General features: G+C 70.3%; 17 protein-coding genes and 1 tRNA gene. 3 read left to right on the forward strand and 15 right to left on the reverse strand.

The window, feature by feature from the left end; genetic code table 11:
* Positions 1 to 296: 296 nt before the first annotated feature.
* The 8 genes from ACIG3E_RS02615 to ACIG3E_RS02650 form a co-directional block, all read right to left on the reverse strand.
* Entirely contained in the window at positions 297 to 1160 is an 864-nt protein-coding gene (locus tag ACIG3E_RS02615; protein ID WP_399610278.1) for a DUF6612 family protein, read from the reverse strand.
* 125 nt (positions 1161 to 1285) lie between these two features.
* On the reverse strand, positions 1286 to 2188 hold the full coding sequence (locus tag ACIG3E_RS02620; protein WP_399610281.1) for a hypothetical protein: 903 nt from the start codon (positions 2186 to 2188) through the stop codon (positions 1286 to 1288).
* 228 nt (positions 2189 to 2416) lie between these two features.
* Positions 2417 to 3139 (reverse strand): 50S ribosomal protein L1, encoded by a 723-nt coding sequence (gene rplA / locus ACIG3E_RS02625; RefSeq protein ID WP_138961307.1) that lies wholly within the window; start codon positions 3137 to 3139, stop codon positions 2417 to 2419.
* Positions 3140 to 3219: 80 nt separating this feature from the next.
* On the reverse strand, positions 3220 to 3654 hold the full coding sequence (rplK, locus tag ACIG3E_RS02630) for a 50S ribosomal protein L11 (RefSeq protein ID WP_016645192.1): 435 nt from the start codon (positions 3652 to 3654) through the stop codon (positions 3220 to 3222).
* 272 nt (positions 3655 to 3926) lie between these two features.
* A complete protein-coding gene (locus ACIG3E_RS02635; RefSeq protein WP_399610285.1) occupies positions 3927 to 4454 on the reverse strand; it encodes a hypothetical protein in 528 nt (175 codons plus the stop codon).
* A 284-nt stretch (positions 4455 to 4738) separates the two neighbouring features.
* Positions 4739 to 5620, reverse strand: a complete 882-nt coding sequence (gene nusG / locus ACIG3E_RS02640; protein ID WP_399610288.1) for a transcription termination/antitermination protein NusG — start codon at positions 5618 to 5620, stop codon at positions 4739 to 4741.
* 77 nt (positions 5621 to 5697) lie between these two features.
* On the reverse strand, positions 5698 to 5982 hold the full coding sequence (gene secE / locus ACIG3E_RS02645) for a preprotein translocase subunit SecE (protein WP_242721128.1): 285 nt from the start codon (positions 5980 to 5982) through the stop codon (positions 5698 to 5700).
* Positions 5983 to 6089: 107 nt separating this feature from the next.
* Positions 6090 to 6162: transfer RNA gene (locus ACIG3E_RS02650), tRNA-Trp, on the reverse strand.
* A gap of 306 nt (positions 6163 to 6468) precedes the next feature.
* Here ACIG3E_RS02650 and ACIG3E_RS02655 point away from each other — a divergent pair.
* Positions 6469 to 7695, forward strand: coding sequence for a pyridoxal phosphate-dependent aminotransferase (locus ACIG3E_RS02655; protein WP_366789132.1), 1227 nt, complete (start codon positions 6469 to 6471; stop codon positions 7693 to 7695).
* Between the two features lie 131 nt (positions 7696 to 7826).
* Entirely contained in the window at positions 7827 to 8846 is a 1020-nt protein-coding gene (locus tag ACIG3E_RS02660) for an adenosine deaminase (RefSeq protein WP_399610293.1), read from the forward strand.
* Here ACIG3E_RS02660 and ACIG3E_RS02665 read toward each other — a convergent pair.
* A complete protein-coding gene (locus tag ACIG3E_RS02665; protein ID WP_399610296.1) occupies positions 8836 to 9447 on the reverse strand; it encodes a TetR/AcrR family transcriptional regulator in 612 nt (203 codons plus the stop codon). The genes ACIG3E_RS02660 and ACIG3E_RS02665 overlap by 11 nt on opposite strands.
* 83 nt (positions 9448 to 9530) lie before the next feature.
* On the opposite strand from ACIG3E_RS02665, the gene ACIG3E_RS02670 reads away from it, so the two are divergent.
* On the forward strand, positions 9531 to 10169 hold the full coding sequence (locus tag ACIG3E_RS02670; RefSeq protein WP_399610299.1) for an NAD(P)-dependent oxidoreductase: 639 nt from the start codon (positions 9531 to 9533) through the stop codon (positions 10167 to 10169).
* Between the two features lie 37 nt (positions 10170 to 10206).
* On the opposite strand, the gene ACIG3E_RS02675 is transcribed toward ACIG3E_RS02670, so the two are convergent.
* The 6 genes from ACIG3E_RS02675 to rpmG all read right to left on the reverse strand — a co-directional run bounded on the left by ACIG3E_RS02675 (position 10207) and on the right by rpmG (position 15182).
* Positions 10207 to 11262, reverse strand: a complete 1056-nt coding sequence (locus ACIG3E_RS02675; RefSeq protein WP_399610303.1) for a UDP-N-acetylmuramate dehydrogenase — start codon at positions 11260 to 11262, stop codon at positions 10207 to 10209.
* 119 nt (positions 11263 to 11381) lie between these two features.
* Positions 11382 to 12821, reverse strand: coding sequence for a DHA2 family efflux MFS transporter permease subunit (locus ACIG3E_RS02680; RefSeq protein WP_399610306.1), 1440 nt, complete (start codon positions 12819 to 12821; stop codon positions 11382 to 11384).
* A 155-nt stretch (positions 12822 to 12976) separates the two neighbouring features.
* Positions 12977 to 13597, reverse strand: a complete 621-nt coding sequence (locus ACIG3E_RS02685; RefSeq protein ID WP_399610309.1) for a TetR/AcrR family transcriptional regulator — start codon at positions 13595 to 13597, stop codon at positions 12977 to 12979.
* A 225-nt stretch (positions 13598 to 13822) separates the two neighbouring features.
* Positions 13823 to 14251 carry a MaoC family dehydratase gene (locus tag ACIG3E_RS02690; RefSeq protein ID WP_399610312.1) on the reverse strand — a complete coding sequence of 143 codons (429 nt, stop codon included), beginning with the start codon at positions 14249 to 14251 and terminating at the stop codon, positions 13823 to 13825.
* 4 nt (positions 14252 to 14255) lie between these two features.
* Positions 14256 to 14714: a MaoC family dehydratase N-terminal domain-containing protein gene (locus tag ACIG3E_RS02695; RefSeq protein ID WP_138961295.1), complete on the reverse strand. Its 459-nt coding sequence runs from the start codon at positions 14712 to 14714 to the stop codon at positions 14256 to 14258.
* Positions 14715 to 15017: 303 nt separating this feature from the next.
* Positions 15018 to 15182 carry a 50S ribosomal protein L33 gene (gene rpmG / locus ACIG3E_RS02700; RefSeq protein ID WP_003956487.1) on the reverse strand — a complete coding sequence of 55 codons (165 nt, stop codon included), beginning with the start codon at positions 15180 to 15182 and terminating at the stop codon, positions 15018 to 15020.
* Positions 15183 to 15211: the final 29 nt, after the last annotated feature.

Below are 15211 nucleotides of genomic sequence, written 5' to 3' on the forward strand. Positions count from 1 at the left end.
TCCGGGGTGATGATCCTCGACTGACCCTTCTCGATCAGCCGTGTCGCCGGACCGCCTGAATCAGGCACAAGGAAGGGGCTCTGCACAAAACGAAACGCCCCGGCGCAGGCGCACGGGGCGTGAGCTCGACCGGACACGAACGCGTCCAGGAGCACTTCCTCGGTCACCTGCGCGGGTCGTCCGCAGTTCAGCGGATCCTTCGGCCGCCGCGCACTCTCACGAGCACACGGCAACGACCAGCGGTCTTTGGCTTCTCCGGAAGGCTACGCGAACGGGGCCGCGTCAGGCAAATCGGGTCAGCTCTTCGCGCCCGCGCCCTTCATCATCTCGGCGAGGTCCATGACCTGGCTCTTCGGCGGCGCCGTGACCGTCACCGGCTTGTTCACGTCGAAGAACGTGATCGTCATGTCGAACTTGCCCTTGTCGGCGTCGCCCTGGGTGCGGAACTGCTTGGCCCGGTCGTCGCCGTCGATCCACATGTCCATCGAGAGCTTCTCGATGCCCATGTCCTCGAACTTCTCGATGTTCTTCGTGCGGCTCGCCCGCGTCTTCGCGTCCTCGTCCTTCAGGTCCGCGCGGAGGTCGGCCAGGGTGACCGTGCCCTTGTAGTGGGTGGTCTCGACGCCGTCGACCTTCTCCTCGCCGACCTTCTCCACGTCCTTGGAGCCGGTCAGGAAGGCGGCCTCCTGGGCCGGGTTCTTCTCGGCCTGGCTGGACATGGAGGCGCCCGCGGGCTTGCCCGCGCCCTGCTTCTCCAGCGCCTTGGCGTCGAACTTCATCCAGCTCTTGCCGTCCGTCTCGGCGGTGGGCTTGCCGCCGCCGACGTACAGGCCGCCGTCGACGAGCCGGATCTCGGCCTTCTGGCCCGCCTGGTCGAGCGAGGTCATCTTCATCCGCATGGCGAGCGGCTCCGCCGTCATCGACGCCTCGGCCTTCACGCGCCCGTCGCCGGGCACCTGGCCCTTCATGCGGAAGCTGAACGACTTGAGCCGCTCGCTGTTCTTCGCGGCCTTCTTCACGGCCGCGGCGGGCGAGAGGTCGTCCCCCGCGCCGTCCGACTTCTTCTCCGTGCCGCAGCCCACCGCGCCGGCGGCGAGCAGCAGGGCCGCCGCGGCGGCCCCCGCCGCCCTCTTACGGCCCTTACGTACGGAAACGATCATTACCCCACCCCTAGGAACATTTGATCCATATATTGCGGTGGGCTGAGATTACCTGACGGACGCGCGCGGAGGCTCGGGGATATCTTCCGAGGTCAGCCCGGCATGGGGCCGCTATCGGACCGAGATCAGGTGGCGGGCTGACGGTTCACCAGGTCCTTGAAGTCGGCGGTGTCGGCCGCGGGCGGCTCCTTAGCGGAGACCGCGGTGCCGTAGTCGCTGTAGTACGCGGTCGCGGCCAGCTCGCCGGTCTTCATCTGGCCCTTCTCGACCTTCTTGACCAGCAGGTTCTCGTCGTTGACCCAGATGTCGACGGTCTCGGTGGTGACGCCCGCCTGCTCCAGCTGCCGCTTCATGTCGGAGAGCTGGGAGGCGCTGAGGCCGGAGGACTTCTCGGCGAGCTCGGCGACGTCGACGGTGCCCGAGTAGTGCGTGGTGTTCACGCCCCGGACCTTCTCCTCGCCGACCTTCTTCACGTCACCGGAGGCGAGCAGCATCTTCACCGACTGGTGCGGCGTGCTGTTCTGCATCGCGTCCTTCATGTACGCGCCCGAGCCACCGCCGACCCGCTCCAGGTCGTCGTACGCGTACTTCACCCAGTGCTTGCCGTCGGCCTGCGCGGCGAAGCGGTCGCCCATCTTCGCGTAGTACGCGTCGGGCAGATAGCGGGCCTCCATCGAGGTGCTGCCCGTCTGGCGCATCGTTTCCGCGAGCTGGCCGCCGGTGTACGTGATCGTCATGTTGCCGGTGAGGCCGTCCTCCCAGCCGAGGGCGCCGCTGGCCTTCATGGACATCACCGAGCCCATGGTGGTCTCGGACTCCACCTTGGCCGAGTCCGCCTTGTCGGTGGACTTCTCGATGGTGCGCAGGGCGGCTATCGGGCTGACGGCGAGGCCGCCGCCCCCGCCCTTGCCGGAGGAGCCCTTGGAGTCGCTGTCCGTGCCGTCCGACGAGCCACAGGCGGTGATGCCGGTCAGCGCCGTCGCGGCCGCGATCGCCAGTGCCACGCGGCGTGCTGTCGTGCCGTTCATGTCGTCCCACCCCTTGCGTCCATGGAGAGCCAGCACGCTAGCGCGGCCCGCCCTCCGGCGTCCCCCGTACGTAGTCGACATCACGTACGGCGAAGTCACTTGCGGGGAAAACCCGTTCACGGGAAGACCCGTTCCCCCAGCGTCTACCCGTACAACGGGACGGGTCCCGCACCACGAATGGTTGCGGGACCCGTCGGATACGCGCCAGACGCGCGGCTGCCGTCAGTGTCAGACGGCGGCCGGGTCCTCCTCGACGAGGAGGTTGCGGGTGCGGTTGGAGTCGACCGGAATGCCGGGGCCCATCGTGGTGGTGATGGCGGCCTTCTTGATGTAGCGACCCTTGGCGGCCGACGGCTTCAGACGGAGGATCTCCTCCAGGGCCGCGGCGTAGTTCTCCACCAGCTTGGTGTCGTCGAAGGACACCTTGCCGATGATGAAGTGCAGGTTCGAGTGCTTGTCGACGCGGAACTCGATCTTGCCGCCCTTGATGTCGTTGACGGCCTTGACGACATCGGGGGTCACGGTGCCGGTCTTCGGGTTCGGCATCAGACCACGCGGACCGAGCACGCGGCCGAGGCGGCCGACCTTGCCCATGAGGTCCGGCGTGGCGACGACGGCGTCGAAGTCCAGGCGGCCCTTGGAGACCTCGTCGATCAGCTCGTCGGCGCCGACGATGTCGGCTCCGGCGGCTTCCGCGGCCGCAGCACGGTCACCGGTCGCGAAGACCAGGACCCGGGCGGTCTTACCGGTGCCGTGCGGGAGGTTCACGGTGCCACGGACCATCTGGTCGGCCTTGCGCGGGTCGACACCCAGACGGAAGGCGACCTCGACGGTGCCGTCGAACTTGGTCGAGGAGGTCTCCTTGGCGAGACGGACGGCCTCGAGCGGGGCGTACAGCTTCTCCCGGTCGATCTTGGCGTCCGCAGCGCGGAGAGTCTTGCTGCGCTTCACTTCGTACTCCTGAGGTTCAGGTTTGGAGTTCGTGGTCCGGGCCAGCGCTGGCCCTGCCACTCAAGGTCAAACGGGGAGGATCAGCCCTCGACCGTGATGCCCATGGAACGGGCGGTGCCGGCGATGATCTTCGACGCGGCGTCCAGGTCGTTCGCGTTGAGGTCGGGCATCTTGGTGGTGGCGATCTCGCGGACCTGCGCCTCGGTGATCTTGGCGACCTTGGTCTTGTGCGGCTCGCCGGAGCCCTTCTCCACGCCCGCGGCCTTGAGGATCATCTTCGCGGCTGGCGGGGTCTTGGTGATGAAGGTGAAGGAGCGGTCTTCGTAGACCGTGATCTCCACCGGGATCACCCAGCCACGCTGCGACTCGGTCGCGGCGTTGTAGGCCTTGCAGAACTCCATGATGTTCACGCCGTGCTGGCCCAGCGCGGGGCCGACAGGCGGGGCCGGGTTGGCGGCGCCGGCCTGGATCTGGAGCTTGATCAGCCCCGTGACCTTCTTCTTCTTGGGAGGCATTGCTCTCTCCGGGTCCTAGTGAGAGTGTTGAGCAGCCCCCTCCGACATGATCCAGCGGCGTTCCGCGACGACCGTCACACGATCGTCTGGATCATTTGGATGGAGGCATACCGCACTACGATAACGGGTAACGCGCCGGGGCCCAAACCGGCCCCCGAGCAGGCCCGTGGGCCCGCCCCCGTGTGACGGGCCCACGGACGTATCGGTGGCCCCGCTCGGCGAGGGCCGGGAGGGCGACCCCCGCCGAGCGAGCTTGGGAAGCGCGGCTCGGCTCAGCAGCGCTTGGACGTCAGCGCCTGGCCCGGCAGCGGGTCGCCGGGGGCGCGCAGCTGGCCGATCGCCGCGGTGCACTCGGCGGCGGTGGCGGCGGGCAGGGACCAGAACTCCGCGCTGTTGGTGCCGTTCCACCAGTCCTGGCCGAGGATCTCGTCCCGGGAGTAGCTGTAGACGCCGGTGCTGACGTCGTAGTCCTTGATCTTGTCGCGGAAGCTCTTCCACACCCACACGTAGCCGTAGTTCTGCTTGCACGACGGCGAGTAGAACTGCTTGACCGATGCCGCGTGCGCGCCGCCCCGGTCGATGTAGGCGGTGGTCCCGATCTGGTACGCGTCGGCACAGACCCCCGCGGCCTGTGCCTTGGCGCTCCTCGGGTTGCCGTCCGCGGAGGGCGCCGTCGACTGGGGCGCGGCCCCGCGGGCGCCGGGCGCGGGGGCGGGGCCGGTGCCGGCGAGCGCGGAGCCGCCGCCGAGCAGGACGAAGGCACAGGCAGAGGCGGCGATCGCGGTCTTGCGAGCTCTCATGAGGTGTCCCCTTGCTCGTGGTGAGTGAGCCCATCCGGCCATACCGCTGCAGAGCACCACAAATCGCCGCGCCAGGGTCGCGGGAATCCCCTGGGCGCGGGTGGTGCGTCGTGGAGAGCGGTGGGAGGCCGGAAGGTTCCGTCTACCAGGTCAGACAGCCCGAGGCGCCCGATGGTTGTGGTGCGGAACACATGTGCTTGCCGCGGGCCTGTGCCGGGGCACGCGACAGGGCCCCCGTCCGGCGGATATCCGCTGGTCGGGGGCCCTGTCGGAAGAGCGTCGCGTCAGTTCTTCTGGATCTGGTCGAAGCTGAGCTCGACCGGGGTCTCGCGGCCGAAGATCTCGACGAGGCCCTTGACCTTCTTCGAGTCGGCGTTGATCTCGTTGATCGTGGCCTGGAGCGTGGCGAAGGGGCCGTCGGTGACGGTGACCGAGTCGCCGACCTCGAAGTCCAGGACCTGGACCTCGACCTTGCGCTGCGGGGCGGGCTTGCCCTCGGCCTCGGCGGCCTCGCGGGCGGCCTTCTCCTCGGCCTCCGGGGCGAGCATCTTGACGATCTCGTCCAGGGTCAGCGGGTACGGGTCGTAGGCGTTGCCCACGAAGCCGGTGACGCCGGGGGTGTTGCGGACGACGCCCCAGGACTCGTTCGTCAGGTCCATGCGGACCAGGACGTAGCCGGGGAGCTTGTTCTGGCGGATCGTCTTGCGGTCGCCGTTCTTGATCTGGACGACCTCTTCCTGGGGCACCTCGGCCTGGAAGATGTAGTCCTCGACGTTCAGCGAGACGGCGCGCTGCTCGAGGTTGGTCTTCACGCGGTTCTCGTAACCGGCGTAGGTGTGGATGACGTACCACTCGCCGGGCAGGCCGCGCAGCTCGTCACGGAGGGCGGCGACGGGGTCGACCGGCTCGGCGGGCTCCGCCTCCTCGACCTCGGCCTCGGCTTCGTCCTCGACGGACTCGGCGGCAGCGGCGTCCTCGTCGGTCTCCGCGACGGCCTCGGCCTCGTCGTCCTCGTGCACAGCGGCCTCTTCGGCAGCCTCACCGGCGGCGGCGTCGGCAGCCTCGACCTCGTCCGGGTCCACGGCGTCCGCCGCCTCGACGATGTCGATCTGGTCCTCCACGGACTCCGCCGACTCGATGGCGTCGTTCAGGTTCGGGTCAGACACGGTGGCTGCTTCTTCCTGGATACATGGGGGTGGAACACGCGAAAGGGGCGCCTGGTGCGGCGCCCTTCGCTTTCGGCCTAGCCGAAGACGTACTTGATGAGGTGGCTGAAGCCGTAGTCAATCACGGTCACCAGACCGATCATGATGACGACGAAGACGATCACGACGGTGGTGTACGTCGTGAGCTGGTTCCGGGTGGGCCAGACGACCTTGCGGAGCTCGGCGACGATCTGGCGGTAGAAGAGCGCGAGACGGCCCAGGGGGCCCTTCTTGCCGCGCTTGCCGCCCTTGCGGCTCTTCTTGGACTCCGGCGCCTCGTCCTGGGCATCAGGCATGTCGATGGAGCCCACGGCGTCCGTCACTCGTCCTCACCTGATTCCGGGTCGTGGCCGTGCCGCGCCCGGTTGAGCCGCACGGCGGTGCAATGCAGTACGTACATGCGCACACATCCTGGCGAAGGAGTGTGTAGCAGGGCCGGAGGGACTTGAACCCCCAACCGCTGGTTTTGGAGACCAGTGCTCTACCAATTGAGCTACGACCCTTTGATTTCCCCCAACCTACCGCATCCGACCATGTGCACGGAGTGCGGTGGAAGGAGCGGCCGGTGAGGGCCAACGACGAGTGAGTGTACGTGGTCCGGAGCGCCCCGTCGAACAGCTTGGGTTCCGCCGGTCGCTCCGGGGGCGCTCAGGGGTCCGGCGGGCGCCCCCGCGAGCGGCCGGAGCGGGGGCGGACCGAGGCCGGCGGCGAAGGGGCCCCGGGGCCGGGAGCGGGGCGGGGCCGAGGCCCGGCGGGCCATCCGGCAAACCCGTGTGCCCGGGCCCCTCGGGGTCTGGAACGATGGGCGCATGAGCGCTGTCACTCCACCCACCGAGCGCCGGGTCTCCGCCCGAGTCGGCGCGATCTCCGAGTCCGCGACCCTCGCCGTCGACGCCAAGGCCAAGGCCCTCAAGGCCGCCGGGCGCCCGGTGATCGGTTTCGGCGCGGGCGAGCCCGACTTCCCGACCCCGGACTACATCGTCGAGGCGGCCGTCGAGGCCTGCAAGAACCCGAAGTACCACCGGTACACCCCGGCGGGCGGCCTGCCCGAGCTGAAGGCCGCGATCGCCGCGAAGACGCTGCGCGACTCCGGCTACGAGCCCGAGGCCGCCCAGATCCTCGTCACCAACGGCGGCAAGCAGGCCATCTACGAGGCCTTCGCCGCGATCCTCGACCCGGGTGACGAGGTCATCGTCCCGGCGCCGTACTGGACGACGTACCCGGAGTCGATCCGTCTCGCGGGCGGCGTCCCGGTCGACGTCGTCGCCGACGAGACCACCGGCTACCGCGTCTCGGTCGAGCAGCTGGAGGCCGCGCGCACGGAGAAGACCAAGGTCGTCCTCTTCGTGTCGCCGTCGAACCCGACGGGCGCCGTCTACAGCCGCGAGGACGCGGAGGCCATCGGCCGCTGGGCGCACGAGCACGGCCTGTGGGTGATGACCGACGAGATCTACGAGCACCTCGTCTACGGAGACGCTGAGTTCACGTCCCTGCCCGCGCTCCTGCCCGAGCTGCGCGACAAGTGCATCGTGGTGAACGGCGTCGCGAAGACGTACGCGATGACCGGCTGGCGCGTGGGGTGGATCATCGGCCCGAAGGACGTGGTGAAGGCCGCGACGAACCTCCAGTCGCACGCCACCTCCAACGTCTCCAACGTCGCGCAGGCCGCCGCCATCGCCGCCGTCTCCGGCGATCTGACCGCCGTCGAGAAGATGCGCGAGGCCTTCGACCGCCGCCGCAAGACGATCGTGCGGATGCTGAACGAGATCGACGGCGTCGTCTGCCCCGAGCCCGAGGGCGCCTTCTACGCGTACCCGTCGGTGAAGGGCCTCATCGGCAAGGAGATCCGCGGCAAGCGCCCGCAGGACTCCGTCGAGCTGGCCGCGCTGATCCTGGACGAGGTCGAGGTCGCGGTCGTCCCGGGCGAGGCCTTCGGCACGCCGGGCTATCTGCGCCTGTCGTACGCCCTCGGTGACGAGGACCTCGTCGAGGGCGTCTCGCGGATCCAGAAGCTGCTCGCGGAGGCGCGGGACTGACCCGCCGCCGCCCCGGGGAACGGGCACCAGCGCATCACGTGGTGCGGTGGTGCCCGTTCCTTCGTTCGGTGACGTACCTCATGGGAAGAAGCGGCTACCGGGACCGGGGGTGCGTACGGCAAGATCCTGGAATGGAGCGTGTACGAGACGTCAGCGAGCTGCCCAAAGCCCATCTGCACCTGCACTTCACCGGGTCGATGCGGCCCTCCACCCTCCTGGAGCTCGCCGACAAGTACGGCGTCCATCTGCCCGCCGCGCTGACCGGCGGGACCCCGCCGAAGCTGCGCGCCACCGACGAGCGCGGCTGGTTCCGCTTCCAGCGGCTCTACGACATCGCGCGGTCCTGTCTGCGCGAGCCGGAGGACATCCAGCGGCTGGTGCGGGAGGCCGCGCAGGAGGACCTCAGGGACGGTTCCGGTTGGCTGGAGATCCAGGTCGACCCGACGTCGTACGCGCCCCGGCTCGGGGGGCTCATCCCGGCCCTGGAAGTCATCCTGGACGCCGTCGACAGCGCCTCGCGCGAGACCGGCCTGGGGATGCGCGTCCTGGTCGCCGCGAACCGCATGAAGCACCCGCTGGACGCGCGCACGCTGGCCCGGCTCGCGGTCCGGTACGCCGACCGCGGCATCGTCGGCTTCGGCCTGTCCAACGACGAGCGGCGCGGCATGGCCCGGGACTTCGACCGGGCCTTCGCGATCGCGCGGGAGGGCGGCCTGCTCGCGGCCCCGCACGGCGGTGAGCTGACGGGCCCGGCCTCGGTGCGCGACTGCCTCGACGACCTGCACGCGCGGCGCATCGGCCACGGTGTGCGCGCGGCCGAGGACCCGCGGCTCCTGAAGAAGCTCGCGGAGCGCGGTGTGACCTGCGAGGTGTGCCCGGCGTCGAACGTGGCCCTCGGTGTCTACGAGAAGCCCGAGGACGTGCCCCTGCGCACGCTGTACGACGCCGGGGTGCCCATGGCGCTCGGGGCCGACGACCCGCTCCTGTTCGGCTCGCGGCTCGCCGCGCAGTACGAGATCGCGCGGCGCCACCACGGCTTCAGCGACGCCGAGCTCGCCGAGCTCGCGCGGCAGTCGGTGCGCGGCTCGGCCGCCCCCGCCGACGTGCAGGAGAAGCTGCTCGCCGGGATCGACGGGTGGCTCAGCGGCTGACGCCGGCCAGGAGCGTGCGGGCGAGCCCCGCGGCGAAGGCGTCGACGGGCTGCGGGGGCCGCTTGCCGACCGTGGCGTCGTAGGCGAAGGCGCGCTGGGCGCAGGCGCCCAGGAGCAGCGAGGCCGCGGCGAAGGTGTCGGCGTCGGGGTCGACGCGGCCCGCGTCGCGCTCGGCGCGCAGATAGGCGTCCAGGGCCTCGATGGGCATGTGGGGGCCCATGCCGCGCTCGCGCATGGCGTCGTCGTGGCGGCGCTTGAGCTTGGTCTCCGCGTACAGGGAGGCGGCGACCGGGAAGCTCTGTGCGTAGAAGTCGCAGGCCAGGACGGCGATCTCGGTGAGGTTCTGCTCGAGGGTGCGCTCTCCCGGCTCCTCGATGAGGCGGTGAAGGAGCGGTCCGAGGCGCGGCAGGCGCTCCTGGAGGACGCCGACGAACAGGTCCTCCTTGCTCGTGAAGTGCTTGTAGAGCGCGGCTTCGGAGCAGCCCGCGGCCTTCGCGATCTCCTTGGTGGTGGCCCGGGCGAGACCGAGCGTGACCATGAGCTCGTGGGCCGCGTCGAGGATGCGTTCGCGCGTGGGCCGCTGCGGTGCCTGCCGTTCCATGAACCGTCCAAACGAGCTTGACTACGGGGTGAGTGCGTACTCACTCTAGTGGTGAGTGAATACTTACCCACCAGGAGAGCGCGATGAGGATCACGGTGTTCGGGGCGAGCGGCGGCATCGGCGGGGAGATCGTCCGGCAGGGTCTGGCGGCGGGGCACGAGGTCACGGCGGTGGTGCGCGACCCGGCGCGCCTGGCGGCGACCGGGGACCGCCTGGAGGTGTTCCGCTCCGACCTCACGGACGCGGAGGAGCTGCGCGGGGCCGTGGCGGGGCGGGACGCGGTGCTCTCCGGCCTGGGGGCGCGCGGACGCGCGGACGCGCGCGCGGGCATCGCGACGCGCCTCACCGTGCCGGTGCTGCGCGCCATGGAGGCCGAGGGCGTACGCCGCCTCCTGGTGGTGAGCGCGGCGCCGCTGGCCCCGGCGGCGGAGCGCGAGCCGCTCGCCGACCGCGCCATGATGGCCGTGGTCGGCAGGGTGTTCAAGCCGGTGTACGTGGATCTGCGCGCCATGGAGGACGAGCTGGCGCACAGCGCGACGGACTGGACGTCCGTCCGCCCGCCGCGGCTGCTCAACAAGCCGCTGACGGGCGTCTATCGCACGGCCGTCGGGCGCAATCCGCGCAGCGCCCGGCTGATCGGCAGGGCCGACGTGGCGCACGCCATGCTGACGATGATCGACGACCCGGCGACGGTGAAGCGGGGCGTGGGCGTGGCCTACTGAGTGCCTCCGGGGCCTGCGGGCTCTGCCGGGAGGGGCGCTACAGGCTGACGCCCACCGTCACCGGCTCGTTGACGAGCGTGACCCCGAAGGCGTCCCGTACGCCCGCGACGACCTCGCGCGCCAGGTCGAGCAGGTCCTGCGTGGTGGCGCCGCCGCGGTTGGTGAGGGCCAGCGTGTGCTTGGTGGAGATGCGGGCGGGGCCCTGGCCGTAGCCCTTGGGGAACCCGGCCTTGTCGATGAGCCAGGCGGCGGAGGTCTTCACGTGTCCTTCGCCCGCGGGGAAGGCGGGCGGGGCGACGTCCGGGCCGAGCCGGTCGGCCACGCGCGCGTGGAAGGCGGCGAACTCCGCGTCGGTGAGGATCGGGTTGGTGAAGAACGACCCGGCCGACCAGCTGTCGTGGTCCTCGGCGTCGAGCACCATGCCCTTACCCGCGCGCAGCTTCAGGACGGTCTCGCGGGCCACGGCCGCCGGGACGCGGTCGCCGACCTCGACGCCGAGCGTGCGGGCCGTCTCCGCGTACCGGATGGGGGCGCTCATGCCGTCCGCGTCCTCCAGCGCGAAGCGCACGCGCAGGACCACATAGCGCTCGGGGTCGGCCTTGAAGCGGCTGTGGCGGTACGAGAACACGCACTCCTCGTTCGAGAGGGTGACCGTCTCGTCGGTCCTGCGGTCGTACGCGACCACTTCGGTGATGGTCTGGGAGACCTCCTGGCCGTACGCGCCCACGTTCTGGATGGGGGTCGCGCCCGCGGAGCCCGGGATCCCGGCGAGGCACTCGACGCCCGCGAGACCGGCCGCGACGGTCCGCTCCACGGCGTCCGTCCACACCTCGCCCGCCGCGAGCTCCAGCGTGGTGCCGTCGAGCGCGAAGCCGGTGGTGGCGATGCGCAGCGCGGTTCCGGCGAAGCCCTTGTCGCCGATGACCAGGTTGCTGCCGCCGCCGATGAGCAGCAGCGGCGTACCGGACGCGTCGGCCTCGCGGACGGCGGCGACCACCTCGGCGTCGGTCGTGGCGGTGATCAGCCGGTCGGCGGGGCCGCCGAGCCGGAAGGTGGTCAGCGGGGCGAGGGGGGCGTCGTCAAGTACCTGCACGCACACCAGGGTATGCGGGCCCGCTCCCCCGCCCGGGCGCCGGGCCTCCGGGGCGCCGGGCGGGCAGGCGCGAACCCACCCGCCCGGGAGGGGCGGGTGGGTCGGTGGACGCTACGGCCTCACGCGCTGACCGGCACCCGTTCCTCCGCGGCCGGAGCGGCGACGGAACCGTCGGCCTGCCCGGCCCGCCGCCCCGGCAGCAGCGCCGCGGCGGCGGCCGCCAGGGCGACGACTCCCGCGCCCACCCACAGCGCGGGCTCGAGCCCGTCCACGAACGCCCGCGGCGACTCGTACCCGCCCTGCGCGGAGAAGACCGAGGCGAGGACGGCGATGCCGAGCGCGCCGCCCACCTCGCGCAGCGCGTTGTTCGCTCCGGAGGCGATGCCCTGCTCGGCGGGGCGGACGCTGGACATGACCAGGCTCGCGGCCGGGGCGAAGTACAGGGCCATGCCGATCCCGCTGATGATCAGGGCGGGCAACTGGGCGGCGTACGACACGTCCGGAGAGACGATCAGGGCGAACCAGCCGAGGCCCACGGCCTGGAACGCGAGGCCCGCGGTGACGACCGGGCGGCCGCCGATGCGGTCGGAGAGGTACCCGGCGATGGGCGCGACGATCATCGGCATGCCGGTCCAGGGCAGCATCCGCAGGCCCGCCTCGGTCGGCGAGTAGCCGAGCACGCCCTGGAGGAACTGGCTGAGCAGGAAGATCGAGCCGAACATCCCGACGAACATCAGCAGGCTGGCGGCGTTGATCGCGGAGAAGGCACGGTTGCGGAACAGCCGCATGGGCAGCATCGGGGCCCGGTTGCGGATGCCGTGGTGCACGAACCCGGCGAGCAGGGCGCTGCCCGCGATCAGGCCGGTCAGGACGGGCGCGCTGGTCCAGCCGTCGACGTTGCCGCGGATCAGGGCGTAGACGATGCCGAACAGACCGCCGCTGGCGAGCAGGGTGCCTGCGACGTCGAGCCGGGCGCCGGTCCCGTACGACTCGGTGAGGCGCAGACGGGCCAGCGGCAGCAGGGCGATGCCCAGCGGAACGTTCAGCCAGAAGATCCACTGCCAGGACACGTGTTCGGTCAGGGCGCCGCCGATGAGCGGCCCACTGGCGACCGCGAGGCCGTTGACGGCCCCCCAGATCCCGTACGCCATGCCGCGCTTGGCCGCGGGCACGGCGGCCGTGAGCAGGGTGAGGGTGAGCGGCATCATGATGGCCGCGCCGACGCCCTGCACCGCGCGGGCCGCGATCAGCTCCTCCAAGCCGGGCGCGAGGGCGGCGGCCGCGGAGGCCGCGGTGAAGACGGCGAGGCCCGCCCCGAAGAGCTTGCGGCGCCCGAAGCGGTCCCCCAGGGCCGCGCCGAACATCAGGAGCACGGCGAAGGTGAGGGTGTAGGCGCTCACCGTCCACTCCAGGTCCTCGAGTCCGCCGCCGAGGTCCTCCCGGATGGAGGGCAGCGCGGTCGTGACGACGAGGTTGTCCAGGGCCGCCATGAACCCGGCGACGCTGGTGATGACGAGGGCCCACACGACTCTTCCGCGCGGTACCGCTTGCTGTGACATCGCTCCCCCAGAGACTGTTTTACCGATGCTGTCTTCGTAGACGCCGTCTTGCAGACGCCGTCTTCGCAGACGCCGTTTTGGTTAGTAATTGATGACTAACTTCTGCGGGCAGAAGAACGCCCGGACACCGGGCGATTCCACCGGGCCGGACGCCCCTACGGGGACTGCCCCGGAACCCGCGCCGACTCCGGCTCCTTCACGAGCTGGGGCCTCTTCGCCTCCCCCGGAGGCTGCGCCGAGGCGTAGAACCCTTCCCACACCCGGTGCTCAGGCGGAAAACCCATGGCCGACAGGGCGTTGAGCAGCATCCCGTAGGCCAGGAAAGTCGTCGTCTCGTCCACGTCGGCGCCGAGCGGCAGGTGCACGGTCTCCCAGAGCTCCATCCAGCCGGCGCGCACCATCTCGCCGAACTCGTAGTCCCCGGCCGCCTCGGCGGCGGCCACGGCCACGTACGTCTGGAGCTGCATGTGCAGCTTGTCGGGGTCCTCCGTGATGAGGCCGTGGTACGCCCGCGCCATGGAGTGCAGGGCTTCTTCGCCCTGGAGCCCCTCGCTCGCCGTCTCGAACACCTTCCGGACCTCCTCGCAGCAGCGCGCCGACGCCGCGAGGAACATCGCCTTCTTGCCGGGGAAGAGGCGGAAGAGATACGGCTGCGAGACCCCGACGCGCTTGGCGATCGCCTCGGTGGACGTCCCGTGGTAGCCGCCTCGGGCGAACTCGCTCATCGCCGCCCGAATGACGCTCTCGCGCCGCTCTTCCGCGCTCATCCTGACCATGCGAGTAAGTTAGTACTCAATCACTAACTACGTCAAGGGGGGTGGGCGAGGCGGCCGAGGGACTGGAACGTGGCTCCTGCGCGGAGCGTTGATCAGGCCGGGGGGCCGTTACGCGTAAGGGGCGCCTCGCAATGGAGAACGCCCCTTACTTCGCCTACTTCATCGCCCTGACCTCACGGCCTCGCGGGCGGGCCTCCGCAGGCCTTGGGCCTTGGGCTTCGGGCCTCAGGCCAGCCGCACGACCGCGCGCGACATTCCGAGGACCTTCTGCCCGGCGCTGGTCGCCAGCAGGTCCACGCGGACCTTGTTGTCGTCGAGCTTGGCCGCGACCTTGGCGCTGACCTCGATCGTCGCGCCCTCGTCGTCGTTCGGGACCACGACGGGCTTGGTGAAGCGCACGCCGTACTCGACGACGGCGGCCGGGTCACCGGTCCAGTCCGTCACGACGCGGATGGCCTCGGCCATGGTGAACATGCCGTGCGCGATGACGTCCGGCAGGCCGACCTCCACCGCGAACTTCTCGTTCCAGTGGATCGGGTTGAAGTCCCCGGAAGCGCCCGCGTACCGCACCAGCGTGGCGCGCGTCACGGGGAAGGTCTGGGTCGGCAGCTCCGTGCCGACCTCCACGTCGTCGTATGCGATCTTCTCTGCCATCGCCTTACGCCTCCTCGGTCCCGGCCGCGCGCGCGACGAGCTTGGTCCACGCGGTCACCACGTGCTCGCCCGCCTCGTCGTGGACCTCGCCGCGGATGTCCAGGATGTCGTTGCCCGCCATCGACTTGATCGCCTCGATGGTCGAGGTGACGGTGAGCCGGTCGCCCGCGTACACGGGGCGGGTGTACGCGAACTTCTGGTCGCCGTGCACGACGCGGCTGTAGTCGAGCCCCAGCTGCGGGTCCTCGATGACCTGGCCCGCGGCCTTGAACGTGATCGCGAACACGAAGGTCGGCGGGGCGATGACGTCGCGGTGGCCGAGCGCCTTGGCGGCCTCCGGGTCGGCGTACGCCGGGTTGGCGTCGCCCACCGCGACCGCGAACTCGCGGATCTTCTCGCGGCCGACCTCGTACGGGTCAGTGGGCGGGTAGGTCCGCCCGACGAAGGACTGGTCGAGCGCCATGGCTCGGCACCTCCTGCAGCTGGGTTCCAATGAGCTCGGATTCTCGCGAGCCCGGTGCCGCCGGTGCGCGCCCGCACGGAGCCGCAGACCGGCTACGGCCTTGGCGAGAGATCGAACAAGAGACGCTACCGGCGATCCGCAAAGACTGGGTCCACCAGATCTCTTCTGGATCTACTGGATCTACATCGGGGGTACGGGATTCCCTGGAGATCCCCAGGGAACCTCCCGGGGATCTCCAGGATCCACAAACGACTAGAGGCCACCCCCGAAACAACGGGGGCGGCCTCTAGTTCTAGCCTGTGTTTATCGCGTCTCGCGGTGCGCGGTGTGCGAGTTGCAACGCGGGCAGTGCTTCTTCATCTCAAGACGGTCCGGGTTGTTACGCCGGTTCTTCTTGGTGATGTAGTTCCGCTCCTTGCACTCCACGCAGGCCAGCGTGATCTTCGGGCGGACGTCGGTGGCAGCCACGTGAGTGCTCCTATGACGGACGGATGGAC

Source organism: Streptomyces sp. NPDC053474 (assembly GCF_044544845.1).
GTDB lineage: Bacteria > Actinomycetota > Actinomycetes > Streptomycetales > Streptomycetaceae > Streptomyces.

Excerpts from the sequence above, each read along its gene's own strand:
- rplK (WP_016645192.1), bottom strand. The coding sequence starts at position 3,654 with ATGCCTCCCAAGAAGAAGAAGGTCACGGGGCTGATCAAGCTCCAGATC.
- ACIG3E_RS02615 (WP_399610278.1), bottom strand. The coding sequence starts at position 1,160 with ATGATCGTTTCCGTACGTAAGGGCCGTAAGAGGGCGGCGGGGGCCGCC.
- ACIG3E_RS02655 (WP_366789132.1), top strand. The coding sequence starts at position 6,469 with ATGAGCGCTGTCACTCCACCCACCGAGCGCCGGGTCTCCGCCCGAGTC.
- ACIG3E_RS02680 (WP_399610306.1), bottom strand. The coding sequence starts at position 12,821 with ATGTCACAGCAAGCGGTACCGCGCGGAAGAGTCGTGTGGGCCCTCGTC.
- ACIG3E_RS02690 (WP_399610312.1), bottom strand. The coding sequence starts at position 14,251 with ATGGCAGAGAAGATCGCATACGACGACGTGGAGGTCGGCACGGAGCTG.
- ACIG3E_RS02695 (WP_138961295.1), bottom strand. The coding sequence starts at position 14,714 with ATGGCGCTCGACCAGTCCTTCGTCGGGCGGACCTACCCGCCCACTGAC.
- ACIG3E_RS02665 (WP_399610296.1), bottom strand. The coding sequence starts at position 9,447 with ATGGAACGGCAGGCACCGCAGCGGCCCACGCGCGAACGCATCCTCGAC.
- ACIG3E_RS02635 (WP_399610285.1), bottom strand. The coding sequence starts at position 4,454 with ATGAGAGCTCGCAAGACCGCGATCGCCGCCTCTGCCTGTGCCTTCGTC.
- ACIG3E_RS02660 (WP_399610293.1), top strand. The coding sequence starts at position 7,827 with ATGGAGCGTGTACGAGACGTCAGCGAGCTGCCCAAAGCCCATCTGCAC.
- ACIG3E_RS02620 (WP_399610281.1), bottom strand. The coding sequence starts at position 2,188 with ATGAACGGCACGACAGCACGCCGCGTGGCACTGGCGATCGCGGCCGCG.
- ACIG3E_RS02670 (WP_399610299.1), top strand. The coding sequence starts at position 9,531 with ATGAGGATCACGGTGTTCGGGGCGAGCGGCGGCATCGGCGGGGAGATC.
- ACIG3E_RS02685 (WP_399610309.1), bottom strand. The coding sequence starts at position 13,597 with ATGGTCAGGATGAGCGCGGAAGAGCGGCGCGAGAGCGTCATTCGGGCG.